The 26,971-nt window shown below is 71.8% G+C and carries 23 protein-coding genes; 10 read left to right on the top strand and 13 right to left on the bottom strand.

What is annotated here, in order from left to right:
- Window positions 1–23: 23 nt before the first annotated feature.
- From FXF50_RS25915 to FXF50_RS25925, 3 genes are read right to left on the bottom strand one after another with little or no spacing between them, the layout of a single operon-like run.
- Entirely contained in the window at window positions 24–4,295 is a 4,272-nt protein-coding gene (locus tag FXF50_RS25915) for a toxin glutamine deamidase domain-containing protein (protein ID WP_255510195.1), read from the bottom strand.
- A gap of 24 nt (window positions 4,296–4,319) precedes the next feature.
- The gene (locus tag FXF50_RS25920) at window positions 4,320–4,676 is read right to left on the bottom strand and encodes a hypothetical protein (protein WP_148431555.1); all 357 of its coding nucleotides are present in this window, start codon (window positions 4,674–4,676) and stop codon (window positions 4,320–4,322) included.
- A 5-nt stretch (window positions 4,677–4,681) separates the two neighbouring features.
- Window positions 4,682–5,095, bottom strand: coding sequence for a YbaB/EbfC family nucleoid-associated protein (locus FXF50_RS25925; protein WP_148431556.1), 414 nt, complete (start codon window positions 5,093–5,095; stop codon window positions 4,682–4,684).
- Between the two features lie 80 nt (window positions 5,096–5,175).
- On the opposite strand from FXF50_RS25925, the gene FXF50_RS25930 reads away from it, so the two are divergent.
- The gene (locus tag FXF50_RS25930; RefSeq protein WP_148431557.1) at window positions 5,176–6,408 is read left to right on the top strand and encodes an SUKH-3 domain-containing protein; all 1,233 of its coding nucleotides are present in this window, start codon (window positions 5,176–5,178) and stop codon (window positions 6,406–6,408) included.
- A gap of 6 nt (window positions 6,409–6,414) precedes the next feature.
- Here the strand turns inward: FXF50_RS25930 and FXF50_RS25935 are convergent, their stop codons facing one another.
- Entirely contained in the window at window positions 6,415–7,854 is a 1,440-nt protein-coding gene (locus FXF50_RS25935) for an aldehyde dehydrogenase family protein (protein ID WP_148431558.1), read from the bottom strand.
- 140 nt (window positions 7,855–7,994) lie between these two features.
- On the opposite strand from FXF50_RS25935, the gene FXF50_RS25940 reads away from it, so the two are divergent.
- From FXF50_RS25940 to FXF50_RS25960, 5 genes are all read left to right on the top strand, one after another.
- On the top strand, window positions 7,995–9,431 hold the full coding sequence (locus tag FXF50_RS25940) for a gamma-aminobutyraldehyde dehydrogenase (RefSeq protein WP_148431559.1): 1,437 nt from the start codon (window positions 7,995–7,997) through the stop codon (window positions 9,429–9,431).
- 3 nt (window positions 9,432–9,434) lie between these two features.
- Window positions 9,435–10,706 (top strand): 4-aminobutyrate--2-oxoglutarate transaminase, encoded by a 1,272-nt coding sequence (gene gabT, locus FXF50_RS25945; RefSeq protein WP_148431560.1) that lies wholly within the window; start codon window positions 9,435–9,437, stop codon window positions 10,704–10,706.
- Window positions 10,707–10,871: 165 nt separating this feature from the next.
- The gene (locus FXF50_RS25950) at window positions 10,872–11,288 is read left to right on the top strand and encodes a GntR family transcriptional regulator (protein WP_148431561.1); all 417 of its coding nucleotides are present in this window, start codon (window positions 10,872–10,874) and stop codon (window positions 11,286–11,288) included.
- An 11-nt stretch (window positions 11,289–11,299) separates the two neighbouring features.
- Window positions 11,300–12,187 (top strand): ABC transporter ATP-binding protein, encoded by an 888-nt coding sequence (locus FXF50_RS25955; protein WP_148431562.1) that lies wholly within the window; start codon window positions 11,300–11,302, stop codon window positions 12,185–12,187.
- A complete protein-coding gene (locus tag FXF50_RS25960; protein WP_148431563.1) occupies window positions 12,184–13,173 on the top strand; it encodes a transporter in 990 nt (329 codons plus the stop codon). Before FXF50_RS25955 ends, FXF50_RS25960 begins: the two co-directional genes overlap by 4 nt.
- Before the next feature lie 48 nt (window positions 13,174–13,221).
- Here the strand turns inward: FXF50_RS25960 and FXF50_RS25965 are convergent, their stop codons facing one another.
- Entirely contained in the window at window positions 13,222–13,905 is a 684-nt protein-coding gene (locus FXF50_RS25965) for a hypothetical protein (RefSeq protein WP_148431564.1), read from the bottom strand.
- A 271-nt stretch (window positions 13,906–14,176) separates the two neighbouring features.
- On the opposite strand from FXF50_RS25965, the gene FXF50_RS25975 reads away from it, so the two are divergent.
- The 3 genes from FXF50_RS25975 to FXF50_RS25985 are packed head-to-tail and all read left to right on the top strand — an operon-like array spanning window position 14,177 to window position 17,353.
- Window positions 14,177–15,460: a GAF domain-containing protein gene (locus FXF50_RS25975; RefSeq protein ID WP_148431565.1), complete on the top strand. Its 1,284-nt coding sequence runs from the start codon at window positions 14,177–14,179 to the stop codon at window positions 15,458–15,460.
- 40 nt (window positions 15,461–15,500) lie between these two features.
- Window positions 15,501–17,006, top strand: a complete 1,506-nt coding sequence (gene adh, locus FXF50_RS25980; RefSeq protein WP_091313613.1) for an aldehyde dehydrogenase — start codon at window positions 15,501–15,503, stop codon at window positions 17,004–17,006.
- Window positions 17,006–17,353 carry a DUF779 domain-containing protein gene (locus FXF50_RS25985; RefSeq protein WP_148431566.1) on the top strand — a complete coding sequence of 116 codons (348 nt, stop codon included), beginning with the start codon at window positions 17,006–17,008 and terminating at the stop codon, window positions 17,351–17,353. Before adh ends, FXF50_RS25985 begins: the two co-directional genes overlap by 1 nt.
- 113 nt (window positions 17,354–17,466) lie before the next feature.
- On the opposite strand, the gene FXF50_RS25990 is transcribed toward FXF50_RS25985, so the two are convergent.
- The 8 genes from FXF50_RS25990 to FXF50_RS26025 form a co-directional block, all read right to left on the bottom strand.
- A complete protein-coding gene (locus FXF50_RS25990) occupies window positions 17,467–18,282 on the bottom strand; it encodes a hypothetical protein (protein ID WP_255510193.1) in 816 nt (271 codons plus the stop codon).
- 242 nt (window positions 18,283–18,524) lie between these two features.
- Complete coding sequence (gene speB / locus FXF50_RS25995) at window positions 18,525–19,538, bottom strand: agmatinase (protein WP_148431568.1); 1,014 nt, start codon at window positions 19,536–19,538, stop codon at window positions 18,525–18,527.
- On the bottom strand, window positions 19,535–20,737 hold the full coding sequence (locus tag FXF50_RS26000) for a saccharopine dehydrogenase family protein (RefSeq protein WP_148431569.1): 1,203 nt from the start codon (window positions 20,735–20,737) through the stop codon (window positions 19,535–19,537). Before FXF50_RS26000 ends, speB begins: the two co-directional genes overlap by 4 nt.
- Entirely contained in the window at window positions 20,737–22,158 is a 1,422-nt protein-coding gene (locus tag FXF50_RS26005; protein ID WP_148431570.1) for an FAD-binding oxidoreductase, read from the bottom strand. The genes FXF50_RS26000 and FXF50_RS26005 overlap by 1 nt, the downstream gene beginning before the upstream one ends.
- Window positions 22,155–22,997 carry an ABC transporter permease gene (locus FXF50_RS26010; RefSeq protein ID WP_255510194.1) on the bottom strand — a complete coding sequence of 281 codons (843 nt, stop codon included), beginning with the start codon at window positions 22,995–22,997 and terminating at the stop codon, window positions 22,155–22,157. The genes FXF50_RS26005 and FXF50_RS26010 overlap by 4 nt, the downstream gene beginning before the upstream one ends.
- Complete coding sequence (locus FXF50_RS26015) at window positions 22,994–23,905, bottom strand: ABC transporter permease (protein ID WP_148431571.1); 912 nt, start codon at window positions 23,903–23,905, stop codon at window positions 22,994–22,996. The genes FXF50_RS26010 and FXF50_RS26015 overlap by 4 nt, the downstream gene beginning before the upstream one ends.
- Window positions 23,902–25,056, bottom strand: coding sequence for an ABC transporter ATP-binding protein (locus tag FXF50_RS26020; RefSeq protein WP_148431572.1), 1,155 nt, complete (start codon window positions 25,054–25,056; stop codon window positions 23,902–23,904). The genes FXF50_RS26015 and FXF50_RS26020 overlap by 4 nt, the downstream gene beginning before the upstream one ends.
- Window positions 25,057–25,061: 5 nt before the next feature.
- Entirely contained in the window at window positions 25,062–26,246 is a 1,185-nt protein-coding gene (locus tag FXF50_RS26025) for a PotD/PotF family extracellular solute-binding protein (protein ID WP_148431573.1), read from the bottom strand.
- Window positions 26,247–26,453: 207 nt separating this feature from the next.
- Between FXF50_RS26025 and FXF50_RS26030 the strand changes: the two genes are divergently transcribed.
- Window positions 26,454–26,966, top strand: a complete 513-nt coding sequence (locus tag FXF50_RS26030) for an Lrp/AsnC family transcriptional regulator (RefSeq protein WP_148431574.1) — start codon at window positions 26,454–26,456, stop codon at window positions 26,964–26,966.
- The last annotated feature ends 5 nt before the right edge of the window (window positions 26,967–26,971 follow it).

Consider the following 26,971-nt stretch of genomic DNA (forward strand, 5'->3'; position numbering starts at 1 on the left):
ATGAGTCATCGCTGCGGCACCTCTTAGAGCCCCTCACTCAATGCGTTCCAATAGATGGCCTGCGCGCGTCTCAGGAGGCCGTCGCGGATCGCCTTCTCAAGCTTGGTCAACGGGCGCCCGCCCACCTCCGCCAGCGCCTCCAGATCCCGTCGGACTTCGTACAGCGCATGCTCCCACTCCGCCACGCCGTCGACGGGGGCCAGGTGTAGCCGCAGCTCGCCAACGTGGCCGTTCGACAAGCTTAGATTCAACAGCACATCGCGGTATCCGCTGCTCTGAGGGGAAGTAAACCGGTCCTTGATATCAAGAATCACCACCCCTGGGTCGCCAGCCAGTTCGCACAGCGCCCCATAGACATCCTCCAGCCGGTCGAACTGCACCTTAGCGCCGGCGAGGTCCTTGAGGCGGGAGGCATCGTTCTCATACTCGACGAGCTTGTCCTGGACCCGTTCGCGGCTCTTGGGCGCAGTTCGCCATCCGGGCCTTCCTCGGCCGACCGAAATCTCGCGGGCGATTTGGTTGAGCTCCTGCTGCGCCACAGCGGCATCGGCATAGAGTTTTTCCAGGTATGAGGATAGGTAGCCCGGATCGTTCCGGCGCCCCTGATCGAAGCCGAGCTGTCGGGGATCCTGCCTGCGGGCCGCCACCTGAGCGGTGACCTGCAGCTGCTCAGCGGTCAAGGGCGTGGGATGAGGGATCGGGTCATCGGCAGTAATCAGCGTTTCTGGCCCGTACTCGTTGATGTCGTTCAGGACGTCGCCAAGCACGTCGATCGCCTCTTGGTGGCTGGCCAGGTGGTGGAGGGTGACTGGGCGGGCGATCAGCGAGTTGGCGAGTTCCGGGGTCGACAGGATCATGCGGACCAGGTCGGGTCGCTCCGCGAGCTGCCGTACCAGGGTTTCGGCCAGCAACTCCTCTCGCCGGGGCGGCGCCTCCCAGGTCTGGTCGAGCATCTGCCTGACGCGCGGGTCGGCGAGCAGCCGCGTCAGGTCGTCGGCCGCGACCGGCTCCAGCTCCGGCACCAACCGTTGCAGCGCCGGCGAGTCGAGGTGTTGCGCCAGCTCGACCGGCGTCACCCCGGCGGCGAAGACCTCGTCCAGGCTTCCGCTCGCCGCCAGCGCGTCCCGGACGTACAGCCCGGCGGCGATCCGGTCGGCGTGGGCGTCGCGATGCGCGTTCCGTAGCTGGACCGCCTCCGACTCCGCGTCGGGAGCCCGTCCGGGGAACGAGGTGCCGTCGGGTCGGTGGAAGGTGGTGGATTCGCCGAGCAGGTGGACGTGGTTGAAGTCCGGGACATTCCCGTCGTCGGGTGGCGGCGGCGGTTCGAGGGGTCGGTGTGGCGCCGGTCGTTCCACCGGATCGGGCAGGACGTTGTAGTCGCCCGGCGGCCGGTCGGCGAGCGGCATCGGGTGACCGTCGGGGCCGAGCACCAGCGCGTCGATGCCCACCACGTTGTGCGGACCCCGGATACCGCTGTGGGAGTAGAGCGGATGCCTGCCTATCCGGCCCGTCTGGGGGTCGAGGTAGAGGACCGTGCCGTTCTGGTTCAGCGCCACCCAGGCGTGTGAGCCGCCGCCCTCGATGGCCGTGATAAGGAAGGCGTAGCTGCCGTGGCCACCCGCCAACAGCTGTGCCTGAAGGTCGCGGTAACCGTCCTCGATCATGTCGCGCGTCTCGGGATCGGGGACGCCCGGCAGCGCTGTAGGGCACAGGTTCTGGAACCGGCCGCCGGTGACCTCCTCGACGCGGCGCGGTCCGTCCGCCTCGCCGCCCACCGGCTGGCGGACGTCCCCCTGGAGGTAGCCGTCGAAGGTCCGCGGCGCGGAGACCCGCGGCCGGCCGTGCATCCAGGTCTCGAAGAGCGACAACGTGCAGTCCAGGCAGTTGATGCCCCGGGTGGCGTCGGCGGCGGGTCCACCGTCGTTCGCCAGTTGGAACCATCCGCCCTCGCGGGGATCGGCGGTCCGCACCACACTGCCGTCGGGATTACGCGGCATCTGTCGCTCCAGGTCGGTCTGGTGCAGTGCGAGCGGTGGCCGGAGTGCGCCCCGCACGCCGTACCGGCGGGAGCGGTCGATGGGTGGCGGGTGACCGTTGCCGGTGAGGGCCGAGTGGTCGGGCGTGTCCACGGCGCCCGGCGCGAGGTCGGCGACGTCGTCATTGATCCGGTAGAAGTCGAGGTCGTCCTCGACCGTCACCTCGATCGGTGCTACTGAGCCGGCGAGGACCTGTTCGGCCATCACGCGCAGCTCGTGGGCCTCCGTGCTGGCCTCGTGAGCGGCCTGTTGCCACCGCTGCGCGAGTAGCTGATGGCCTGCCTGATGCAGCTGGAACGCCCGCTCACCGTATTCGCCGGCTGCCCGGTGGAAGTGGTCGGCTCGGGCACGCAGCCATTCCGCCTCCTGCTGCCGCCGGCCTTCCTCGTACCACTGCCGTTGTTCCTGAAAACCGCGTTCGTAGCGAAGTCTCTCCAGGGTTTCCCGGCCGGCTGCCAACCGCGCCGCCTGATCGCCCTGACTGCGTGGATGCGGCGGTGGCAGCGGCCCGAAGGGGCCGGGAAGGGTCGACGGATCAGCCGCGGGTCGCTGCGGGGCAAGCGTCTCCAACAGCGGAAATCGGGGACTCGGCGCGGGGCGGGCGTCCGGCAACGGGGCCGACGGCGCGGTCACCGGACCGGGGGCCGGCGCGACGTGCGAATGCGGCGGTGGACCGGCCGCCGTTCCGGGCGAGCTTGCGGCACCGAGCGTCGAGCGGTCCGGCGGCACCGACACCGGCCCCTTCGGTTGGGGAGCAGCGGTGTCCTGGGAGTTCACGACCGTCGCGGCCGCCTGCGCCGGCGTCACCTGATTCGGTGCGCCGATGTCGACGGCCGCCGGAGCGTTGACCGGACCATGCCTCGGCTCGGTGGCGCCGGTGACGGGTGAGCCGGCGATCGGCGCCTCGACGGCCACGGACGAGAGCGTGGGGCTCGCTGTGGCCGGCGCCGAGCTCGTCGTCACCTCCACGCTCGGATGGCTGATCGCCACTTCCGCATCCAACCCGTGAGGTGGGGAATCGCCCACCCCCTCCGCGGCCTGGCCCACGTCCACAGACGGGAGATTCCCCGGAGCCGGCCGGTCGCCGGCGAGCGGTGACAAAGGGTTCAGCGCCGAGGGGGAATCCGCCGCCACAGGTTGAGGCACCGGTCCGAGGACGGAATCCCCGAGCAGCGGCGCCGGTTCCGGTGCTCGCTGGGAGGGGACGACGCCGGACGGTGCGAGCCCCAGGTCCAGCGGCTGTGTGGGAAGTCCGGCCAACTTCTCGTCGAGCCGGTGGTGCAGGGCGCTGTCGGCCTGTCCCGTGGCGGAGCCGCTGGCGCCCGAGGCCGCGGCCCGGGCCAGGTCCTCCAGCGACAGGTCCTGACCCGTGGCGAGCCCCGCGGCGCTCTCGGCCAGGGTCTCGCCGGCCATCTCCCGCCCGAAGCGCTCACCGATCTCGGCGAACCGCCCGTGCGCGTGCCGCCCGAGGCCGGCCAGCGGCGCCGCCGCGCCACCGGCGAAGCCACCGAGCCCCGACATGCCCACGTCGGTCAGGTCCAGGCCGTCCCGGCGGCCGGTGGAGTTCTGGTACGCCTGCGTCGCCAGGCTGGTGCCGGCCTCCTGCCCCGCCTCGACCAGTCCGGCGAGCACGGCCCGGCGGGCGAGCCCGCGGGCACCGCTCTTGACGACCTCCTTGGCGGCCCGTTCGCCGGCCTCCTTCAGCCCTTCCTTCACCGCCTTGCGGGCCAGCTGGGCCACCAGCCGCTTGAAGATCTGCTGCACGGCGACCCGGGTGGCCGTGATCGCGGCGCCGGCCGCCGGCGACGCGGCGCCCATGGTCAGCACGGTGGCCACCGCGAGCGAGAGCAGCTCGACGACCAGGATGCCCAGCTCGATCCAGGCTTCCAGCTTGGCGCCCTCGATGTCGCAGCCGCACGAGTCGACCAGCCGGCCCAGCTCCCCGGTGGCCGCCACGAGCACGTGCAGGGGCGCGTCCTCGCCCTCGGCGACCTTGCCCCAGGCCACGTCGAACGCCTGCGCCACGAGCCCGACGCCGCCATATCCGCTGCGGACCTCGCCCGCGGCGGTGGTGGCGTCGTTCCGTGGGCCGGCCAGGACGTCGGCGACGCCGTACCACTGGTCGGCCAGGTTCCAGACGGCGCGTTCGTCGCCCTCCGGCCATTCGACGCCGACGACCCAGTCCAGCGCCTCGTAGATCCAACCGGGCACGTCCCAGGGGCAGTAGTCGAGCGGGTGCGGGATCGGGCTGGGCAGCATGCTCACGCGCGGATCCTCCGGTGGTCAGCGCCAGGGCCGGTGGGGGTTGTGCTGCTGGTGCGGGATCTCGCCGAGTTGGCGAGCGTTGGTCAGATCGGTCTCCACGGTGGCGACGACGGAACGCACCACGTCGCTGCCCAGCCCTTCGAGCGAGCGGCCGAGGATCTCCCACGCCCGCAGCAGGGTCTCCGCGTAGCCCTGGTAGTGCTTGTCGAAGGCGGCGCCGATGTCGTCCCGACCCCATGGCCGCTGCGCGCTCGCCGCCGCGATGGAGTCGCCCGCCTCCCGCCGGGAGGCGGCCACCGCCTTCCCGGCCAGGGCCAGGTCGGCGCCGCCGCGTCGGGCCCGGTCCGGGTCCAGCCAGATCTGCCCGTCGGCCACCGCCGTCACTCTCCGCGGGACAGGACGGCGTCCGCACGGCCCAGCAGGGCGCCGAAATCATGCGTACGCAGGAACTCCACCGACGGCGAGCCGGGCGGGAGGAATCCGGCGACCAGTTCACGGGTGGCGGTGACCGCGGACGCGGACGCCCGCAGCACGGTGTCGGTGATCTTCCGGCTCAGCGCCCTGGCATCCCGGTCGTGGAACACCGACGGGGCGACCTCGACGCTGATCAGCTCGCCGCGCGCCCCGACGACAGCGGTCACCTGGCCGTCGTCGGAGCGCTCGGTCACCCGCAGCTCGGCGAGCCTGGTCTGGAGTTCGTCCAAACCGGACCGAAGTCGCTGGTACTGGCCGTACACCTCGTCGAACCGCGCACGTAGCGCGCGGTTCGCGTCCCGGTCCGCGCTCTCGGCCACCGCCGCCCCCTTCCGTCACCGTCAGTAGGGCCGACCATACCGGGCGCCACGGAATCCGTGGGGTCCGGTAACTTCAGGCTGTGATCGAACGACAGCAGGCCGAGCAACTCGCCGCCGTCTGGGCGCAACGGGACTCCGAGCGACTGGGATTCCCGTGCACGCCGGTGGTTGACGAGTTCGAGCTGGGCTACCTGGTCACGTCCACTGTGGCCCCCGATGCTCGGGCCCTCCCCGGCGATCTGCCCACCACGGTCATCGACAAGGAGACCGGCGAGGTGTCGACCTGGCCACGGGTGCCGGCCTCCGCCGTGGAGGAGATGTTCCGCCAGCGCCGGCCGGCGGCTCCGCGGGCGCCCCGCACCGTGGACCCGGCCAGCCAACTCCTCCGGGAGATCACCCGGCTGCCCACGCCCGGAGCCGCCGCACACCTCACCGTCGACGGCCGCCTGCACGTCGCGCAGGGCGTCAAGGGCGACGTGGAGCTGCACCATCACCGGCTGGTGCGGTCCTACCTGGACGAACTGCCACCCGGCCACCTGGTCCGCGGCGGTGAGCGGCACGCCGAGATGGTCGTCGTCTCGGACGTCCTGCACGAAGAGGATCACCGGCGCGCGGCCGAGGGCCTGCCTCGACTGACTCTGGACGAGACGAAGGCGATCCTCGGCCGCAGCCGGATCGAGTTCTTCCGGATCCGTGAGTCGGGCGACCCTGCGGCCGGCCCCGCGAAGGTGCCGTGTGACTCCTGCGTGAATTTCCTGGTGGCGTTCACCGCACTACCGTGGCCGGCCCTCGCCTACGCCGAGGAATGGCGGTCCCGGCCTGAGGTCGACCCGGATCCCGGGCGGTTCCCGGCCGAGGTCGCGAATGCGCTCGTGGAAGCGGGTTGGCGTCCTCACTTCGGCGACCAGGTGTTGGCCGAAGCGGCGGTCCGGGACGTCCGGGCGGTCAGCGGCAGTCGCCAGGGCCACGCCGTCTTCCCTGCCGTGATGCCGACCCTTACCGCCTTTCCTGGTCTGGAAACCCGTCGCCAGGGTCCCGGTGAACAGGTGTGGATCTCCCGGTTCGGCATCCGCCCCTGGGACCTGGCCCACACCGCCGACACGCTCGCGGATTTCGGCTCGGTGCTGGGCGCGCGCCTGTTTCCGCTCGGAACCGAGCGCGGTGACAGCATCATCGCCGTCGACGAGCACGGGCGGATCTTCGCGCTCGATCAGGCCGGCGAGTGGTTCCTCGGCCCCGACATCGACGCCGCCCTCACCACCCTGCTGCTCGGCCGCGCCCCCGCCCGGGTCCGCGACGACGGCACCTGGTGAACGGGGCTACAGAGTCACCCCGGTCAGGACCATGACGCGCGGCTCGGTGTAGTCGTCCATGGCGCTGCGCAGCCCTTCCCGCCCCACGCCCGAGCCCTTCACCCCGCCGTACGGCATCTGGTCGGCCCGGTACGACGGCACGTCCCCGACGATCACGCCGCCGACCTCCAGTGTGCGGGAGGCCAGGAAGGCGGTCTGCAGGTTGTGGGTGAACACCCCGGCCTGCAACCCGTACGCGGAGTCGTTGACGGCGGCGAACCCGGCCCGGTCGTCGGTGACCGGGGCGACCACCAGCACCGGCCCGAACACCTCCTCGGTGCAGACCTTGGCCGAGGACGGCACCCCGCTGAGCACGGTCGGCGGGTAGGTGGCGCCGTTCCGCCGCCCGCCCACCTCGATGGTGGCGCCGGCGGCGACGGCCTCGTCCACCCACGCCTCGACGCGTTCGGCCGCTTCGACGGAGACCAGCGGGCCCACGTCGGTCAGCTCGGAGGTCGGGTCGCCGGTGCGCAGTTCCTCGACGGCCGCGACGAGCCGGGGCAGGAAGCCGTCGTAGAGCCATTCGTGCACGTACACCCGCTGCACGGCGATGCACGACTGCCCGGCCTGGTAGTTGGAGAAGGTGGCGATCCGGTGCGCGGCGAAGGTGAGGTCACCGTCCGACGCCCAGTCCTCGCAGATCACCGCGGCGGCGTTGCCGCCGAGTTCCAGGGTGACGTGCTTGTCCGGGGCGGCCCGGCGGATCGCCGCGCCGACCGGCCCGGAGCCGGTGAACGACACGACGGGCAGCCGGGGGTCGGCGACGAGGTCGGCGGCGCGCTCGTTGGGCAGCGGCAGCACCGAGAACATCCCCTCGGGCAGGTCGGTCTCGGCGAGGATCTCGCCGAGCAGCAGCGCGGAGAGCGGGGTGGCCGGCGCCGGCTTGACCACGATGGGCGCGCCGACGGCGATGGCCGGGGCGACCTTGTGCGCGACCAGGTTCAGCGGGAAGTTGAACGGGGCGATGCCCAGCACGGGTCCGCGGGGCACCCGCCGGACCAGCGCGATCCGTCCGGTGGCCGCCGGGTCGGTGTCCAGGCGTTGCAGCTCGCCGGAGAAGCGCCGGGCCTCCTCGGCGGCCCAGCGGAAGGTGGAGACGGCCCGCCCCACCTCGGCCTTCGCCCATTTCACCGGCTTGCCGTTCTCGGCGGTGATGAGGGCGGCGACCTCGTCGGCCCGTTCGGCCAGCCGCCGGGAGACGTGGTCGAGGGCGGCCGCGCGGGCGTGCGCGGGCAGGGCCGCGGCCGCCGCGGTCACCTCGGCGGCTGCCGCGACGGCGGCTTCGACCTGGTCGGGCGTGGCGAGGGTGGTACGCCCCACCGCCCGGCCGTCGTACGGGTGGGTGACGGTCAGCTCCCCCTCGCCGTGGGCGGGGCGGCCGGCGACATAGAAGGCTCTCGGCTCCACGCTCGGCAGCGTAGACCACGTAAGCCCGCGCGGAAACAGTTGCCCAAACCCTTGTCTGCCTCGGATTCAGTAGTCAAGATGGCAGTCAGATTGCGATAACCTCCGCTGACCTTCCCCCCGGCCACCCTCGGAGACTTCTGATGAGCGACCAGCAACAGCTGCGCAACTTCGTCAACGGCGAGTACGTCGACCCGGTGGACGGCGGCTACGCCGACCTGATCGACCCGTGCACCGGCGAGGTCTTCGCCCAGGCGCCGGTCTCCGGGGCGGCGGACGTGGACAAGGCCATGAAGGCGGCCGCCGCCGCGTTCGAGACCTGGCGGGACGCCACCCCGGGCGAGCGGCAGAAGGCTCTGCTGAAGCTGGCCGACGCGGTGGAGTCGCGGGCGGCCGAACTGGTCGACGCCGAGGTCCGCAACACCGGCAAGCCCCGCCAGCTCACGGCCGACGAGGAGCTGCCGCCGGCGGTGGATCAGTTCCGCTTCTTCGCGGGCGCGGCCCGCCTGCTGGAGGGGCGCTCGGCCGGGGAGTACATGGCCGGGCACACCTCGTACGTGCGGCGCGAGCCGATCGGCGTCTGCGCCCAGGTCACGCCCTGGAACTACCCGCTCATGATGGCGGTCTGGAAGATCGCCCCGGCCCTGGCCGCCGGCAACACGGTGGTGCTGAAGCCGTCGGACACCACGCCGGTGTCGACGCTGCTGCTGGCCGAGATCGCCTCGGAGTTCTTCCCGCCGGGCGTGTTCAACGTCGTCTGCGGTAACCGGGACACCGGTCGCGCCCTCGTCTCCCACCCGACCCCGCAGCTGGTGTCCATCACGGGCTCGACCCGCGCAGGCATGGAGGTGGCCTCCGCGGCCGCGCCGGACCTCAAGCGGACCCACCTGGAGCTGGGCGGCAAGGCCCCCGTCGTGATCTTCGACGACGCCGACATCGAGGCCGCGGCCGAGGCGATCGCGGTGGGCGGCTACTTCAACGCCGGCCAGGACTGCACGGCCGCGACCCGCGTGCTCGCCGGCCCCGGCGTCCACGACGACTTCGTCGCCGCCCTGGCCGAGCAGGCCCGCAACACCAAGACCGGCGCGCCGGACGACGAGGACGTCCTGTACGGCCCACTGAACAACGCCAACCAGCTCGCCCGGGTGCGGGGCTTCGTGGACCGGCTGCCGGACCACGCGAAGGTCGACACCGGCGGCTCGCAGGTCGGCGAGCGCGGCTACTTCTACGCCCCGACCGTGGTGTCCGGCGTCCGGCAGGCTGACGAGATCATTCAGGACGAGGTGTTCGGCCCGGTCATCACCGTGCAGCGCTTCTCCGACGAGGACGAGGCGGTGCGCTGGGCCAACGGCGTGGACTACGGCCTGTCCGCCTCGGTGTGGACGAAGGACCACGGCCGCGCCATGCGGATGACCCGCCGGTTGGACTTCGGCTGCGTCTGGGTCAACACCCACATCCCGTTCGTCTCCGAGATGCCGCACGGCGGCTTCAAGCACTCCGGGCACGGCAAGGACCTCTCGGTCTACAGCCTGGAGGACTACACCCGGATCAAGCACGTCATGCACAACATCGAGGGCTGACCAATGGCATCGTCGGACGAGCTGCACAAGCGCCGGGGGGCGGCCGTCGCCCGGGGCGTCGGCAGCACCATCACCGCCTACGTCGACCACGCGGGCGGCGGGACGATCACCGACGTCGACGGGCGGCAGTGGATCGACTTCGCGGCCGGCATCGCGGTCGCCAACGTGGGCAACTCCGCCCCGAAGGTCGTCGAGGCGGTACGCGCGCAGGTCGAGCGCTTCACCCACACCTGCTTCATGGTGGCGCCCTACGAGTCGTACGTGGCGGTCTGCGAGCAGCTCAACGCGCTGACCCCGGGCGACTTCGAGAAGCGCTCGGCGCTGTTCAACTCCGGCGCCGAAGCGGTGGAGAACGCCGTGAAGATCGCGCGGCACGCCACCGGGCGGCCGGCCGTGGTGGTCTTCGACCACGCGTACCACGGCCGGACGAACCTGACCATGGCGCTGACCGCGAAGAACATGCCGTACAAGCACCGGTTCGGGCCGTTCGCCGGCGAGGTCTACCGGGTGCCGATGTCGTACCCGCTGCGCGACGGCGGCCTCGACGGGGCGACCGCGGCGGCGCGGGCCATCGAGATGGTGGAGAAGCAGGTCGGCGCGGAGAACGTGGCGGCGCTGCTCATCGAGCCGATCCAGGGCGAGGGCGGTTTCGTGGTGCCGGCCGAGGGGTTCCTGCCGGCGCTGCGCGAGTGGGCGACCGCCGCCGGGGTGGTGTTCGTCGCCGACGAGATCCAGACCGGGTTCTGCCGGACCGGCGACTGGTTCGCCTGCCAGCACGAGGGCGTCGAGCCGGACCTGGTCACCCTGGCCAAGGGCATCGCCGGCGGGTTGCCGCTCGCCGCGGTCACGGGCCGGGCGGAGCTGATGGACGCGGTGCACGTGGGTGGCCTCGGCGGGACGTACGGCGGCAACCCGATCGCCTGCGCGGCCGCGCTCGCGGCCATCGAGACCATGCACGAGCTGGACCTGGCCGCCGCCGCCCGGCGGATCGGCACCGTCATGGTCGACCGGCTGCGCGCGATCGCCGCCCGCGACCCGCGCATCGCCGAGGTACGCGGCCGCGGCGCGATGCTCGCCGTGGAGATCGTCCAGCCGGGCACGCTGACCCCGGACCCGGCCGCCACGGCGGCGATTTCGGCGGCCTGCCACGCGGCCGGCCTGCTCACCCTGACCTGCGGCACGTACGGCAACGTGCTGCGGTTCCTGCCCCCGCTCGTCATCGCCGACGACGAGCTGGCCCGCGGCCTGGACATCCTGGAGGCGGCGTTCGGCTGACCGAGGTCAGCCCCGATCGTGGAACACCACGGGCGTCGACCCCCCCAGGTGCCGCCCGTGGTGTTCCACCCTCCACTCTGGCAACTCTCTGAGAAGGTCCCCACCGCGGCGGAATCCTGTCCTATAGTCCTACTGTCGTAGGACAATAGAAGGGCAGGTTCCCGTGTGATCGAGTTCGTGTTGGACGCCCGGTCCAAGGTGAACACGTACGTGCAGCTGATCCAGCAGGTCAAACAGGCCCTCCGGGTGGGGCTGCTGACGCCCGGCGACCAGCTCCCCAAGGTCCGCGAGGTGGCCCAGGCGCTGGCCATCAACCCCAACACCGTGCTGAAGGCGTACCGGGAACTGGAGATCGAGGGCCTCGTCGAGGGCCGTCCCGGGGTCGGCACGTTCGTCCGCCGTACCCTCGGCGGCCCTCCCCTGGCCGACCAGGCCGAGCTGCGCGCGGAGCTCGTGGCCTGGCTGCGCCGCGCCCGGGCCGCCGGCCTCACCTCGGAAGACGTCACCGCCCTGGTCGAGACCACCCTGCGCGCGACGCTCGCCGCCGAGGCGGCCCGCACCCGGCCCGCCGCGGCCCGATGAGAGGACACCAGATGGAGATCGCGCTGGAGGCCGAGCAACTCGGCAAGCGCTACGGGCGACGCTGGGCGTTGCAGGACTGCTCGTTCCAGCTGCCCGCCGGGCGGATCGCCGGCCTGGTCGGCCCGAACGGCGCCGGCAAGAGCACCCTGCTGCACCTCGCCGTCGGCCTGCTCCGGCCGGACGCCGGCACGGTACGGGTCTTCGGCCGCACGCCCTACGACAACCCGGCGGTGCTGCCCGAGGTCGGCTTCGTCGCCCAGGACACCCCGCTCTACCGCGACTTCACCGCGGCCGAACTCGTCCGCATCACCGGGCGGATGAACAGCCGCTGGGACGGCGCGCTGGCCCGCGAGCGGCTCGCCCAGCTCGGCATCCCGCCGAAGCTGCCGGTCGGCCGGCTCTCCGGCGGCCAGCGCGCCCAGGTGGCACTCGCGCTGGCCCTCGCCAAGCGGCCCCGGCTGCTGCTCCTCGACGAGCCGGTCGCCAGCCTCGACCCCCTCGCCCGCCGCGAGTTCCTCCAGTCGCTGATGGGCAGCGTCGCCGAGTCCGGGACGACGGTGCTGCTCTCCTCGCACCTGCTCGGCGACCTGGAACGCGTCTGCGACCACCTGGTCGTCCTGAACGCCTCCCGCGTACGCCTCGTCGGCGCGGTCGAGGACCTGGTCGCCGGCCACCGGCAACTGGTCGGCCCCCGGCACGCCGGCGAACCGATCACCGGGGTCGAGGCGGTGGTCCGGGCCAGCCACACCGATCGCCAGTCGACGCTGCTGGCCCGGGTCGACGGGGTGGTCGACCCGGAGTGGACGGTGCACGACGTGACCCTGGAGGAGGTCATCCTGGCCTACCTCGGCGAGGGCGAGACCAGGGCCAGCCACACGGAATGGGAGGTGCCGGCGTGATCACCCTGGCCTGGAGGCAGCACCGCAGGCAGGTGCTGTTCACCCTCATCGGGTTCGCGGTGCTCGCCGCGCTCATGATCCCGATCGGCATCTCGATGCGCCACACGTTCACCGACCTCGGGCTGCCGGAGTGCGTCCGCGCGCTGTCCCGCAGCGACGTGGCGCCGGCGACCGCGGACACCTGCGAGGGAGCGTTCCACCAGTTCACCAACCGGTACGGCAACCTGAACCTGGTCGCCGTCCTGCTGCTCGTGCTGCCCATGCTCGTCGGCCTGTTCTGGGGCGCGCCCCTGGTCGCCCGCGAGGTGGAGCAGGGCACCCACCGGTTCGCCTGGACCCAGGGCATCGGCCGGCGGCACTGGGCGATGGTGAAGTTCGGGCTGGTCGTCGCGGTGACCACGATCGCGGCCGTCTGCTACGGGCTGGGCATGTCGTGGTGGGTCAGCCCACTGACCCAGGCCGCCCGCGAGGGCCGCCTCGGCTTCGTGGTCTTCGACCTCCAGGGCGTCGCCCCGATCGGCTACACCCTCTTCGCCGTGGCGCTCGGCATCTTCGCCGGCACCCTCGGGCGGCGGATGCTGCCGGCCATGACCATCACCCTCGTCGGTTACATCGGCGTGCGGGCCGCCGTCGAGGTCCTGGCCCGGCCCCACTACCAGCCCGCCCGCACCGCCGAGTTCCCCGTGCTCGGGGACGGCCGGATGCCGATGAACCGCGGCGACTGGATCCTGTCCAGCGGCGTGCGCAACCCCGACGGCAAGATGGTGGCCCCCGACGCGCAGATCGTGTGCCCGCCGGACGTCCAGGGGCCGGGCGGCCGGCCGTGCGGCGCCGAACTCGGCGTCCAGCCCGGCGCCTACAACTGGCAGCTCTACCAGCCCGGCGACCGGTTCTGGCTGTTCCAGAGCATCGAGACCGGCATCTTCGTCGCCCTCGCGGCCGTCCTGCTCTACCTCGCGCTGCGCCGGATCCGCCGGCTCGCCTGAGCCCCTCCGGCAGGGTGGGTGCGCCACCACCCACCCTGCCGGCCCGGCTCAGCGGAGCAGTTCCACCACGTTGCGGCGCACCAGGTTCTTGCCCGGCTCCCGGATCAGGTCCATGGCCGCCGCGTTGAGCAGCACGCAACTTCCGGACGGCCCGGTCACCGTCACGGTCGCCACCTTGCCGTTGTCCAGGTTGGTCACCCGCAGCCGGGTGCCCACCGGGAACTGCCCGCTGGTGGCGGCCGGCGCACCGCCCTCGGCCGAGAAGGTGATCGCCCCGGTGCAGACGCTGGCGGGCGCGCCACCGGGCTGGGCGTTGCCCGGACGGGCCTCGCCCACCGGGGCCCCGCCACCCGGCCGTGCCGCGCCGGTCGCCGGGGTGCCGCCGTCGAGGCGTTCGACCAGGTTGCGGCGGATCACGTTCTTGCCCGGCTCGCGGACCAGGTCCATGGCCGCCGCGTTGAGCAGCACGCAACTCCCGGACGGTCCGGTCACCGTCACCGTGGCCACCTTGCGGTTGTCCAGGTTGGTCACCCGCAGCCGGGTACCCACCGGGAACCGGTCGCTGGTCGCCGCCGGCGCGCCGCCCTCCGCCGAGAAGGTCACCGACCCGGCACAGGCCGACTGCCCGGCCGGGGCGGTCTCCGCGAAGCCCATCCCCGTGCCCACCGCAACGACCGCCGAGGCGGCCAGTGCCACGGTCGCCGCCAGCACGTGCTTGCGCTGCACCCTCACGTTGTCTCTCCCGTCGTCCGGTGATCGCGTTCGACGCCTGGTACGGACGGGAGGGCCGGACCGTTCAGCCGGGACGGAAAATCACAACGGACCGTAACGGTTGTGTGGCGCTCCGGTGAGCAGGGCCCAGTACCGGTCGCGTAGGACGGGCGCCACCAGCCGATCGGGTAGTTCGCCGGCCCCCGCGCCGGCGGGTCTTGCCGGAACAAGTTCCGGTGCGGCTTGGCGATCGGCGGTGAGCTGGGTCACCATGGGCGCGAGGAGGTCGCCGATGGCTGACCCGTGGCTCGCCCTGGAATTCGGCGCCGATCCGGCCGAGCGGATCGCGCAGGTCGGCGCCGCCCATGAAGCGTTCCTCACCGCCGGCACCACCACCGGCCGGGTCCGCGACGTGGTCCGCCGCTCGTGGGAGCGGTCCGCGCTGCTCGACCCCGAGGCCACCGCCCCGGTCGACCTCACCGACGGCGCGCTCGCGAGCTACCGGGCCGCCCACCCGCTGGCCCGCGTGCTGCCCCTCTTCCGCGACCTGCTCGGCGGCATCGCGCAGGACGGCGCGCACCTCATGGCGGTCTGCGACGCGGACGGGCGGCTGCTCTGGGTGGAGGGGCACCCCGGGGTGCTCCGGCACGCCGAGCGGATGAACTTCGTGCCCGGCGCCCGCTGGGACGAGGCCCACGCCGGCACCAACGCGCCCGGCACCGCCCTGGCCGTCGACCACAGCGTGCAGATCTTCGCCACCGAGCACTTCGTCCGGCCGGTGCAGCGCTGGACCTGCGCCGCCGCGCCGATCCACGACCCGCTCACCGGCCGGCTGCTCGGCGCGATCGACATCACCGGCGGGGACCACCTGGCCACCCCGCAGAGCCTGGCCCTGGTCCGGGCCACCGCCCGGGCGGCCGAGGCGTTCCTGGCCGGCGCCGCCCCCGCCGAACCCGACGTGCTGCACGTCGCCGCCCTCGGCCGCGACGAGGCGGAACTGCGCGTGGGCGGCCGGCGGATCCGGCTCGGTCGCCGGCACAGCGAGTTGCTGGTGCTGCTTCTCGACCATCCCGAGGGGCGCACCGGGGAACAGCTCGGCCTCGACCTGTACGGCGACGACCGGCTGCACCCGGTCACCCTGCGCGCCGAACTGTCCCGGCTGCGCCGGGCGCTCGGCGAGGAACTGCTCGACTCCCGCCCCTACCGGCTGCGGCCGGCCGTGCGCGCGGACTTCCGTACCGTCACCGAACTGCTGGAACACGGCGATCCGGCGGGGGCGCTGCGCGCGTACCCCGGGCCCCTGCTGCCCGGGTCGGACGCGCCGGGAGTGGCGCGACTGCGCCGGCTGGTCGACGGCCAGCTCCGCGCGGCCGTGCTGGCCGCCGCGGACCCGGCGCTGCTCACGGCCTGGACCGCGACGCCCACGGGCGCGGACGACCTCACCGCCTGGCAGGCCCTGGCGCGGGCGTTGCCGCCGGGCGCGCCGCGCCGGCCCCTCGCGCTGGCGCGGGCCCGCCAGCTCGCCGAGGAGTACGACCTCCCGCGCGCAACGTTGCTGCAACGTCGCGGAAACTAACGTCCCCGCCGTCCACCCCTGACGGACGGCGGAGGTACCCATGACGCGCTACGACGCCCCCACCCACTGGCAGTCCCGTTACGACCACTTCATCGGCGGCGAGTACGTGAAGCCGCACGGTGGCCGGTACTTCGAGAACCCCACCCCGGTGACCGGGCAGACCTTCTGCGAGGTGGCCCGGGGCACCGCCGAGGACGTGGAGAAGGCCCTCGACGCGGCGCACGGCGCCGCCGACGCCTGGGGCCGCACCTCGGTCGCCGAGCGGTCGCTCATCCTCAACAAGATCGCCGACCGGATGCAGGACAACCTGGAATCCCTCGCCATCGCCGAGACCTGGGAGAACGGCAAGCCGGTACGCGAGACCCTGGCCGCCGACATCCCGCTCGCCATCGACCACTTCCGCTACTTCGCCGGGGCGATCCGGGCCCAGGAGGGCTCGCTCGGCGAGATCGACGACGACACGGTGGCGTACCACTTCCACGAGCCGCTCGGCGTGGTCGGGCAGATCATCCCGTGGAACTTCCCGATCCTCATGGCGGTCTGGAAGCTCGCCCCGGCGCTCGCCGCCGGCAACGCCGTGGTGCTCAAGCCGGCCGAGCAGACCCCGGCGTCGATCCACTACCTGCTCTCGCTGGTCGCCGACCTGCTCCCGCCGGGCGTGGTCAACGTGGTCAACGGCTTCGGCGTCGAGGCGGGCAAGCCGCTGGCCTCCTCGCCCCGGGTGGCGAAGGTGGCGTTCACCGGCGAGACCACCACCGGGCGGCTGATCATGCAGTACGCCAGCGAGAACATCAAACCCGTCACCCTGGAGCTTGGCGGCAAGAGCCCGAACATCTTCTTCGACGACGTCAGCGCTGCTTCTGACGACTTCCGCGACAAGGCGCTCGAAGGCTTCACGATGTTCGCGCTCAACCAGGGCGAGGTCTGCACCTGCCCGTCCCGGGCGCTGATCCAGCAGGGCCACTACTCCGACTTCCTGGCCGCCGCCGTCGAGCGGACGAAGGCGGTCAAGCAGGGGCATCCGCTGGACACCGACACGATGATCGGGGCGCAGGCGTCCAACGACCAGCTGGAGAAGATCCTCTCCTACCTGGACATCGGCCGGCAGGAGGGCGCTCGCGTCCTGGCGGGCGGTGAGCGGGCGGACCTGGGCGGTGAGCTGTCCGGCGGGTACTACGTGCAGCCCACCATCTTCGAGGGCGACAACTCGATGCGGATCTTCCAGGAGGAGATCTTCGGTCCGGTGGTCTCGGTGACGTCCTTCGCCGACCTGGACGACGCCGTGAAGATCGCCAACGACACCCTGTACGGCCTCGGGGCCGGCGTGTGGACCCGGGACATGAACACCGCGTACCGGGCCGGGCGGGCGATCCAGGCCGGCCGGGTCTGGACCAACTGCTACCACGCCTACCCGGCCCACGCCGCGTTCGGCGGGTACAAGCAGTCCGGCATCGGCCGGGAGAACCACAAGATGATGCTGGAGCACTACCAGCAGACCAAGAACCTGCTGGTCAGCTACTCGCCCCAGAAGCTGGGCTTCTTCTGATGGGTGACCCCGTCACGCTGACGCCCGCGGCGGCCGGACTGATCCGGTCGCTGCGGGCGGCCCACGGCCCGCTCATGTTCCACCAGTCCGGCGGCTGCTGCGACGGCAGCGCCCCGATGTGCTACCCGGCCGGCGAGTTCCGCACCGGCGCCTCGGATGTGCTGCTCGCCTCGCTGGCGGTCGAGGGCGTGCCCGAACCGGTCGAGTTCTGGATGTCGACCGCCCAGTGGAACTTGTGGAAACACACCCGCCTCACGGTCGACGTGGTGCCCGGCCGAGGCAGCGGCTTCTCCCTGGAGGCCCCGGAAGGCGTCCGCTTCCTCATCCGCTCCCACCTGGCCCCCTGACCCCTTCCCTCCCCCCTCTCCCCGCGATCTTGCACTTAGTGCCCTCGGGATGCCGGCATTGCCCTGAATGTCGGGGCCGATTGTGCAAGATCGCCGGGGAAGGCGGCGGGAGATCACGGGGTCAGGGCGGAACGGAGGGTTTTGAGGATGTGGGTTGGGCGGGCGCAGAGGTCGCGGTCGGTGAAGTAGCGCATCCGCCAACCGTTGGCGTCCAACCAGTTCATCCGGTCCCGGTCGTGCCGCAGGCGGTTCCGGTCGAGGTGGGACAGACCGTCGTACTCCACCCCGACCCGCTGCTCGCGGTAACCGAGATCGGCGCGGAAGCGGGGAACGCCGTACCGGTCGTAGATCCACATCTGCGGTTCCGGAGCCGGCAGCCCACCGTCGATCAGCAGCAGCCGCAGTTGGCTCTCCTGCCGGCACTCTGCCCGACCATCAGCCCGAGGCACGAGTTCCCGTGCCTGCCGCACGCCGCGTAAGGCCCGGTGCAGCGGCAACTCCGCCAGGAGATCGTCGGCCGTGACCGCACCCGAGCGGAGTGCGGCGTCGAGTACCGGCATGGCATCCATCCGGCGGACACCCCGCGCCAGGTCGACCGCGCACTGGGCCGCGGGCACGCAGGGCAGACCGCGGACGGACACGGGCCGGACCGGCAGAACAGAGTGATGGACGAACAATCCGGGCAGCCGTGGCTTGGCGATGTCCGGCGGCAGTTGCACATGCACCGCAGTTTCACGGAGCACACCGAATCCGTGACGGCGGGCCGCGGTCTGCATCGCCAGCATCGCGCCGTCCGGCAGACACAGCAGGAGGGCCCGCAGTTCCTCCTCGTCGTCGCACGGCGCCGGCGCGTAGACGCCCCGCCGCACCCGGGTCAGCTCCTCCTTCTTGACCTGGATCCGGATTCGCTTCAGGGTGAGCACCCGCATCAGGTCCCGGGTACGCCACAGCTGAGTCATGCGCCAACCCTGCCGCCTCGACCCCAACCCGAGCGCTCCCCTGTGGACAAACCCGAGCCCTGTGCAAACCCCCCACAAACCCCACTCCCGTGCTAGCCCGCCGCGCCTCCCCCGCGATCTTGCACTTTGCGCCCTCTCCACGACAGAAAAGACCGAAATGCCAGGGCCGCAAGTGCAAGATCGACGGGGAAGGTGGGGCGGGGAGGGCGGGGTCAGCGGGCGTCGAGGAGGGGTTGGTGCGGGTTCCAGGGGTCGCCGCCCGCCGCGTCGCGGCGGCGGCGGGCTATCGCGGACAGCGCCTCCAGCACCACCCGGTTGCCGAGGTACGCGGTGATGTCGGCGTGGTCGTAGGGCGGGGCGACCTCGACCACGTCCACGCCCACCACCGGCAGCTCGTAGCAGACCCGGCGGACCGCGTCGAGGAGTTGCCGGGAGGTGAACCCGCCGGGCTCGGGGGTGCCGGTGCCGGGGGCCATGCCGGGGTCGACCACGTCCACGTCGACGGAGAGGAAGACGCCCTCGCACTCGTCGGTGGCGATCTCGAACGCCTCCGCGAGGCACTCGTCCAGTCCGCGTGCCACCACCTCGGTCATCTCGTACGAGCGCATCCGCTGCTCGGCCATCCAGGACAGGGTCTCCGGCCCCGGCCAGTAGCCGCGCAGGCCGATCTGGAGGAAGCGGTCGCCGCGTACGGCGCCGGACTCGATGAGCCGGCGCATCGGCTGGCCGTGCCCGTGCAGGGAGCCGAACTCGATGTCCCCGGTGTCGGCGTGCGCGTCGAAGTGCACCAGCGACACCCGGCCGAGCCCGTGGTGCCGGGCCACGCCGGTGGCGTCGGGCAGGGCGATGGAGTGGTCGCCGCCGAGCACGATGGGGATGGCCCCGGCGGCGGCGACCGCGTGCACGGCGGTCTCCAGCGAGGCCAGCGAGCGTTCGATGTCGCCGGAGAACATCTCGACGTCGCCCGCGTCGTACACATTCAGGTCCTGCAGGCCGTCCACGCGCAGGGCCAGAGAGGGGCGGGAGCCGTCGTGCGGCAGGTAGCAGGCCTGGCGGATGGCGGACGGGCCGAACCGGGTGCCGGGCCGGTGCGAGGTGCCGCCGTCGAAGGGCGCGCCGACGATCACCACGTCGGCGTCGGCGTACGTCACCGGCTCCTCCAGGGTGCACGGGGGCACGCCGAGGAACGTGATGTCGGGGCCGAACATCGGGCCGTAGCGGGTCACCGCTCCTCCATTCCCCACGGCGAGCCGTAGCCGGTGAGCAGGTCGAGGAAGGGCACCGGGGGCAGCGCCTCCGGGCCGAGCACGCCGGTGCCGGACCACGCCCCGGTGGCCAGCAACTCCAGGGCCACGACCGGGTTGACGGCGGTCTGCCAGACCACCGCCTGGTGACCGTACTCCGCCATCGACCACTCGTTGTCGACCACGTGGTAGAGGTAGACCTTCCGCGGCCGGCCGTCCGGGCCGGTGCCCGTCACGTACGTGCCGGCGCAGGTCTTGCCGCGCATCCGGTCGCCGAGCGTGGCCGGGTCGGGCAGGCAGGCGGCCACCACGTCGCGCGGGGACACCTCGACGCCGCGGACGCGGACGGGCGACGTCGAGTCCAGGCCGAGCTTGTGCAGCGTCTTCAGCACCTCGATGAACTCGTCGCCGAGGCCGTACTTGAAGGTGACCCGCTTCGCCTTGACCCAGCGCGGGATGAGCAGCACCTCCTCGTGCTCCACGTTGACGCACTCGACCGGGCCGATCCCCTCGGGGAACTCGAACACCTCGGGCTCGGAGAACGGCGGCGTGGTGTACCAGCCCCGGTCGGCCTCCCAGACCACCGGCGGGTTCAGGCACTCCTCGATGGTGGTCCAGATGGAGAACGAGGGGGCGAAGTCGTAGCCGTCGACGGTGAGGTTCGCGCCGTCGCGTACCCCGATCTCGTCGATCTCGGTGAAGAGTTCGTCGGCGGCGTACCGGGCGAAGACGTCGGAGAGGCCGGGTTCGACGCCGATGCCGCAGAGCGCCAGCCGGCCGGCCTCCGCCCAGGCGGCGGCGGCCGCGAACTGCTCGTCGCCGAGCTTCACCCCGGTCTCGGCGTGCGGCGCGTCCGGGTGCGGCCGGGACAGCGACATGGCCATGTCGAGGTAGTCGGCGCCGGCGGCGAACGCGCCGTCGAAGATCGGCATGACGAAGCGCGGGTCGACCGCGTTGAGCACGTGGGTGATCCGGTGTTCCCGGCAGAGCGCGGCGACCGCCTCGGCGGAGGAGGCGTCGACGGTCGCGGCGACGAACCGGTCGCCGTGGCCGGCGACCGCCCGCGCGGCGCGGGCGGGGTCGTGGTCGGCGACCACCATGGTCTCGAAGAAGGAACGGCGAGCGGCGATGGATACGGCGGCGGAGCCGACGCCACCGGCGCCGACGAGGAGGATACGCATCAGGAGTCGAACCCCAGTCCAAGACGATCGAGAGTACGGAGCCAGAGGTTGCGCCGCCCCTCCCGCGCGTCGGCGCGGGCGAGCGACCAGCGGGTCAGGTTGATGCCGGTGGCCCGGATCGGCTCCGGCGGGAACGGCAGCGGCTTGCGGCGGACCAGGTCGAGCCGGGTCAGCAGGGTCTCCTCCCCGCCGAGCAGGTCGAGCATCACCCGCGCCCCGAACCGGGTCGCCCCGACGCCCAGCCCGGTGAACCCGGCCGCGTACGCCAGCCGCCCCTCGTAGGCGGTGCCGAAGAACGCGCAGAACCGGGTGCAGGTGTCGATGACGCCACCCCAGCGGTGGCTGAACCGCAACCCTTCCAGCTGGGGGAAGGTCGTGAAGAAGTGCGACGCCAGCGCCGTGAAGGTGGCCTCGCGCTGCTCCAGCTCGGGGGCCATCCGGTTGCCGTAGTGGTAGACGGCGTCGTAGCCGCCGAACAGGATCCGGCCGTCGGCGGTGATCCGGTAGTAGTGGAACTGGTTGCCGGTGTCGGCCAGCCCCTGCCGGTTGCGCCAGCCGATGGCGTCGCGCTGGGCGGGCGTCAGCGGCTCGGTCATCAGCGCGTAGTCGTAGACCGGCACCACCCGGGCGCGCAGCCGGCGCAGCAGCGGCGGGAACGCGTTGGTGGCGAGCACCACCTGCCGGGCCCGCACCGCCCCGGGCGCGCCGTCCGGGCCGCCGGCCGTGGCCGCGCGCAGCGTGCCGCCGGCGCGGGCCAGCCCGGTGACCCGGGTGTGCTCGTGGATGCGGACGCCCAGGTCGAGGGCGGCGCGGCGCAGCCCCCAGGCCAGCTTCGCCGGGTCGAGCAGGGCCACCCGGTCCCGGTCCCACATCCCACCGAGGTACGTCGGCGAGGCCACCTCGGCGCGTACCTCGTCGCGGTCGAGCAGCCGGACGTCGTGGCCGTACCGGCGGGCCAGCTCGGCGTCCTCCGCCAGCCCGGCGAGCTGGTACGGCTCGACGGCCACCGCCAGCTCCCCGGTGCGTTCGAAGTCGCAGTCGATGCCGTGCTTGACGACGGTGTCGGCGATGGCGTCGAGGTTCTCCCGGCCGAGCCGTTCCAGCTCGTCGATCTCGCCGGGCCACCGCTCGGCGCCGTTGGCGAGGCCGTGGGTGAGCGACGCCGCGCAGAACCCGCCGTTGCGCCCGGAGGCCGCCCAGCCGCAGGTGCCGGCCTCGACCAGGAGCACGTCCCGGTCCGGGTCGGCCTCCTTGGCCAGCAGGGCGGTCCAGAGGCCGGAGTACCCGCCGCCGACCACCAGCAGGTCGGCGTCGTGGACGCCGGCCAGCGGCGGCAGCGGATCCGGTCGTTCCGGCCGGTCGAGCCAGTACGGGACGGGCGCGGCGTCGGCCAGCGCCCGGCCGGTATGCGGGAGGTTCATGACGCGCTCTTGGGAGCCCCGACGGCGGAGACGGGAGCCGCTAGGGCGGCGCGCCGGGCCCGGCGGCCGCGCAGCGAACTGGCGCCGACCAGCAGCAGCGCGATCGCGAACATGGCCGTGCCGATGACGTTGACCTGCGGCGGGATGCCGCGCTGGGCGGCACCCCAGACGTACATGGGGAAGGTGACCGTGGTGCCGGCGTTGAAGTTCGTGATGATGAAGTCGTCGAAGCTCAACGAGAAGGCGAGCAGAGCGGCGGCCACGATGCCGGGCAGCACCAGTGGCAGGGTGATCCGGCGGAAGGTCTGCCACTCGCTGGCGTAGAGGTCCATGGCGGCCTCCTCCAGCCGCCGGTCCATGCCGGCGAGCCGGGCCTTCACGGTGACCACCACGAACGACACGCAGAACATCACGTGCGCGATGACGATGGTCCAGAAGCCCTGCGGCACCCCGGCGGCCACGAAGAGGGCGAGCAGCGAGGTGCCCATCACCAGCTCCGGGGTGGCCATCGGCAGGAAGATCAGGCCGTTGATCCCGGACCGACCGCGGAAGCCGTGCCGGACCAGGGCGAACGCCATGAGCGTGCCGAGGATGGTGGAGACCACCGTGGCGATCAGGCCGATCTCCATGCTGCGCACCACCGCGTCGCACATGTCGGAGGTGGCGCAGGGGTGCGTCCAGTTGTCCAGCGTGAACTCGTTGAAGTCGTAGGACAGCCGGCTGGACGGCCGGTTGAAGGAGAGCCCGGCGACCACGAGGATCGGCAGCGAGAGGTAGCCGAGCACGAGCAGTGCCACGCCCATGACCCAGCGGTCGGCGAGCCAACGCTTCAGTTTCACAGCACCTCCTCCGTGCCGGCCTTGCGCAGGTAGACGAAGACGATCGCGAGGATCGCGGCCATGAGCAGGAACGACAGCGCCGCGCCCTGCGGGTAGTCCAGCCGGACCAGGAACGCCGAGTCGATGACGTTGCCGATCATGTACTCGTTGGGCGTGCCGAGCAGTTCGGCGTTGATGTAGTCACCGGTGGCCGGGATGAAGAAGAGCAGCGTGCCGGCGATCAGCCCGGGCATCGACAGCGGCAGGGTGACCTTCCGGAAGGCGCGCAGCGGGCTCGCGTACAGGTCGCTCGCCGCCTCCAGCAGCCGCGGGTCGAGCCGCTCCAGGCTCGCGTACAGCGGCAGCACCAGGAAGGGCAGGAAGTTGTACGTCAGGCCGAGCACCACCGCGAACGGGGTGGCCAGCAGCCGGCCGTCCGCCCCGAGCAGGTGCGCCTCGCGCAGCAGCCCGACCACCCAGCCGTTGTCCGACAGGATGGTCTTCCAGGCCAGGGTGCGCACCAGGAAGCTGGTGAACATCGGCGCGACCACGGCCACCAGCAGCAGGTTCTTCCACCGGCCGGCCTTCTGCGCGATCGCGTACGCCAGCGGGTAGCCCATGAGCAGGGCCAGCACCAGCGCGATCGCCGAGTAGACGAACGACCGGGCGAACTGCGGCCAGTACGCCTGCAACGCGCGCCAGTAGTTGCCGACCTCCCCGGTCATGGCGTAGCCGGTGGCGAGCGACCCGCTCGGGTCGTAGAGGCTGGCCGCGGCGAGCTGGAGCAGCGGCAGGACGAAGAAGACCAGCAGCCAGGCGGCGCCGGGCAGCAGCAGGAGGTACGGCAGCAGCCTGCTCCGCCCCCGCCGGGGGCCCGGCGGCGCGGCCGGCTGCCCCGACGAGGTCGGTACGTGGGCCAGGGCGCTCATGACAGCGCACCCACCGGCGGCTCGTCGAGCAGCGGGCTGGTCTGGTCGTCCTCGCCGGCGGCCCGGGGCAGCAGGAACGCGTGCCGCGGGTCCCAGTGCGCGGTCACCGGGGCGCCGACGGGCACCCGTCCGCCGACCCCGCTGTTCGCGGCGAACACGGACAGCTCGCTGCCCCACGCCGTGCGCACGAGGTACTGCGTGCTCACCCCGACGTAGGAGGCGTCGCTGACCACGCCCCCGAGGTGCTGGTGGTCGGCGGGCACCTGGTCGGGGCCGCCGACCAGGTGCAGCTTCTCGGGACGTACCCCGAGGAAGACCGGCCCGTGGTCGGCCCGGGCCCGGCCGGCGGGCACCGAGAAGCGCGCGCCGTGCGCCGTGACCAGCACGTCGTCGCCGCTGCGGCCGGCGGCCTCGCCGGCCAGCAGGTTGGACTGGCCGAGGAAGTTCGCCACGAACGCGGTGGCCGGGTACTCGTAGAGGTCGGCGGGGGCGCCGAGCTGCTCGATCCGGCCGGCGTTCATCACCGCGACCGTGTCGGCCATGGTCATGGCCTCCTCCTGGTCGTGGGTGACGTGCACGAAGGTGATGCCGACCTCGGTCTGGATCCGCTTCAGCTCGATCTGCATCTGCCGGCGCAGCTTGAGGTCGAGCGCCCCGAGCGGCTCGTCCAGCAGCAGCACCTGCGGGTGGTTGATGAGCGCCCGGGCCAGCGCCACGCGCTGCTGCTGGCCGCCGGAGAGCTGGGCCGGCTTACGCCGGCCGTACCCTTCGAGCTGCACCAGCGAGAGCATCCGCTCGACCTGGTCGGTCACCTTGCGGATGCCCCGCCGGCGCAGCCCGAAGGCCACGTTCTCGTGGATGTCGAGGTGCGGGAAGAGCGCGTAACTCTGGAACACGGTGTTCACCGGCCGCTTGTACGGCCGCAGTCCGGCGATGTCGCGGTCGCCGAGCAGCACCTGCCCGCTGGTCGGTTCCTCCAGCCCGGCGATCATCCGCAGGGTGGTGGTCTTGCCGCAGCCGGACGCCCCGAGCAGGGCGAAGAACGAGCCCTGCGGGATGGTGAGGCTGAGGTCGTCCACCGCGGTGAAGACGCCGAACCGCTTGGTCAGGTTGGCCAGGCGCAGATCGCCGGCCGGTGTCTCGTGTCCCATGTGCCTCACGCCCCGATGACCTGCTGGAACTTGGCCTCGTACTCCTTCTCCCGCTTCTCGTCCAGGGCCATGAAGACCTTGGACTTCGACAGCATCGCCTCGTCGGGGAAGATGAGGGGGTTCGCGGCCAGCTCCGGGTCGATCTTCTCCATCTCGGCCTGCGCGCCCTTGACCGGGCAGATGTAGTTGACGTACGCGGCGAGCTGCGCGGCGACCGCCGGGTCGTAGTAGTAGTTGATCAGCTCTTCGGCGTTGGCCTTGTGGGTCGCCTTGTTCGGCACGAGCATGTTGTCCGACCAGAGCATCACGCCCGAGTCGGGCACCACGAACTTGATCTTCTCGTCCTCGAAGCCGAGCTGGATCACGTCGCCGGACCAGCCGATGCAGGCGGCGATGTCGCCCTTGGCCAGGTCGGGGGCGTAGTCGTTGCCGGTGAACTTGCGGATCTGCTTGGAGTCCACGGCCTTCTTCAGCTTGTTCAGCGCGTCGTCGAACTGAGCCGTGGTGAAGTTCGCCGGGTCGTGCCCGTTGGACTGGAGCAGCAGGCCCATGGTGTCCCGCATCTCCGACAGCGCCGTCACCTTGCCCTTGAGGTCGGGGCGGGTGAGCAGCTCGTCGACGGTGCGGATCTCCTTGGCCACCTTGGCGTTGTAAGCGAGCCCGGCCAGGCCGGACTGCCACGGGATGGCGAGCTGGCTGTCGCTGTCGAAGGAGCGGTTGCGCAGGGAGGGCAGCAGGTTCGCCTCGACGTTGGGCAGCTTGGCCTTGTCGAGCTTCTGGATCCAGCCGAGCCGGATCATCCGGGCCGCCATCCAGTCGGTGAGGACCATGATGTCGCGCCCGGTGGTCTGACAGCCGGCGAGCTGGTTCTGCACCTTGCCGAAGAACTCGTTGTTGTCGTTGACGTCCTCGGTGTAGGTCACCTGGATGCCGGACTTCTTGACGAACTCGTCCAGCGTGGGGCGCTTGGACTCGTCCTTCTCGTCCACGTCCATGTACTGCGGCCAGTTCGAGAAGGCCAGCTTCTTCTCCGTGGCGGAAAGGTCCTCGCTCTTGCAACCGGCCTCGGTCTGCTGTGCACCCTTGGTGCCGCAGCCGGCCAGCGTGCCCGCCGTGGCGAGCAGGGCGGCCGAGCCGAGGGTGCCGGTGAGCAGACCACGCCGGGTGAGGTGCCGGTGGGGACTACGCATGTGACGACTCCTAGGGGGTCATCGTCGGCGGCGGGACGGGGGTGGCGCGCCGGCGGGAGGGTCAATGGCGATGGACGACTGATCCTGACATGAGGTGACCTCCCTTACAAGGGATTCCGTTGCGGGATTAGCCAAGCACCACGAAATACGCCAGACTGCGCCGGGGCACTACGCTCAGCACGAGGATTCGGACATGGGGAGCGGACGATGGCCAACCGGCAAGTGGAGAACGGCAACGGCAACCGTCGCGTCACGGTGCGTGAAGGCGCCAGTCACGCTCTGCTCGACGATGTCGCCAAGCAGATCATCGAGCAGCTCCAGGAGGACGGGCGGCGCCCGTACGCCACCATCGGCAAGGCCGTCGGCCTCTCCGAGGCGGCCGTGCGCCAGCGAGTGCAGCGCCTGCTCGACGCCGGGGTCATGCAGATCGTGGCCGTGACCGATCCGCTCCAGCTCGGCTTCCCCCGCCAGGCCATGATCGGCCTGCGCACCGACGGCGACCTGGAGCGGGTGGCCGACCGGCTCGCCGAGTTCGAGGAGATCGACTACGTGGTGATCACCGCCGGCTCGTTCGACCTGCTGGCCGAGGTGGTCTGCCGCAACGACGAGCACCTGCTGGAGATCCTCCAGAAGCTGCGCGGGGTCTCCGGCGTGGTCTCCACCGAGGCGTTCGTCTACCTCAAGCTGCGCAAGCAGACCTACAGCTGGGGCACCGCCTGATGCGG

It is taken from the genome of Micromonospora sp. AP08 (genome assembly GCF_008085935.1).
In the GTDB taxonomy this organism is placed as follows: Bacteria; Actinomycetota; Actinomycetes; order Mycobacteriales; family Micromonosporaceae; genus Micromonospora; species Micromonospora chersina.

Excerpts from the sequence above, each read along its gene's own strand:
- FXF50_RS25915 (WP_255510195.1), bottom strand. The coding sequence starts at position 4,295 with ATGCTGCCCAGCCCGATCCCGCACCCGCTCGACTACTGCCCCTGGGAC.
- FXF50_RS25940 (WP_148431559.1), top strand. The coding sequence starts at position 7,995 with ATGAGCGACCAGCAACAGCTGCGCAACTTCGTCAACGGCGAGTACGTC.
- gabT (WP_148431560.1), top strand. The coding sequence starts at position 9,435 with ATGGCATCGTCGGACGAGCTGCACAAGCGCCGGGGGGCGGCCGTCGCC.
- FXF50_RS25955 (WP_148431562.1), top strand. The coding sequence starts at position 11,300 with ATGGAGATCGCGCTGGAGGCCGAGCAACTCGGCAAGCGCTACGGGCGA.
- FXF50_RS25975 (WP_148431565.1), top strand. The coding sequence starts at position 14,177 with ATGGCTGACCCGTGGCTCGCCCTGGAATTCGGCGCCGATCCGGCCGAG.
- adh (WP_091313613.1), top strand. The coding sequence starts at position 15,501 with ATGACGCGCTACGACGCCCCCACCCACTGGCAGTCCCGTTACGACCAC.
- FXF50_RS25985 (WP_148431566.1), top strand. The coding sequence starts at position 17,006 with ATGGGTGACCCCGTCACGCTGACGCCCGCGGCGGCCGGACTGATCCGG.
- FXF50_RS25990 (WP_255510193.1), bottom strand. The coding sequence starts at position 18,282 with ATGCGGGTGCTCACCCTGAAGCGAATCCGGATCCAGGTCAAGAAGGAG.
- FXF50_RS26000 (WP_148431569.1), bottom strand. The coding sequence starts at position 20,737 with ATGCGTATCCTCCTCGTCGGCGCCGGTGGCGTCGGCTCCGCCGCCGTA.
- FXF50_RS26005 (WP_148431570.1), bottom strand. The coding sequence starts at position 22,158 with ATGAACCTCCCGCATACCGGCCGGGCGCTGGCCGACGCCGCGCCCGTC.
- FXF50_RS26015 (WP_148431571.1), bottom strand. The coding sequence starts at position 23,905 with ATGAGCGCCCTGGCCCACGTACCGACCTCGTCGGGGCAGCCGGCCGCG.
- FXF50_RS26020 (WP_148431572.1), bottom strand. The coding sequence starts at position 25,056 with ATGGGACACGAGACACCGGCCGGCGATCTGCGCCTGGCCAACCTGACC.
- FXF50_RS26025 (WP_148431573.1), bottom strand. The coding sequence starts at position 26,246 with ATGCGTAGTCCCCACCGGCACCTCACCCGGCGTGGTCTGCTCACCGGC.
- FXF50_RS26030 (WP_148431574.1), top strand. The coding sequence starts at position 26,454 with ATGGCCAACCGGCAAGTGGAGAACGGCAACGGCAACCGTCGCGTCACG.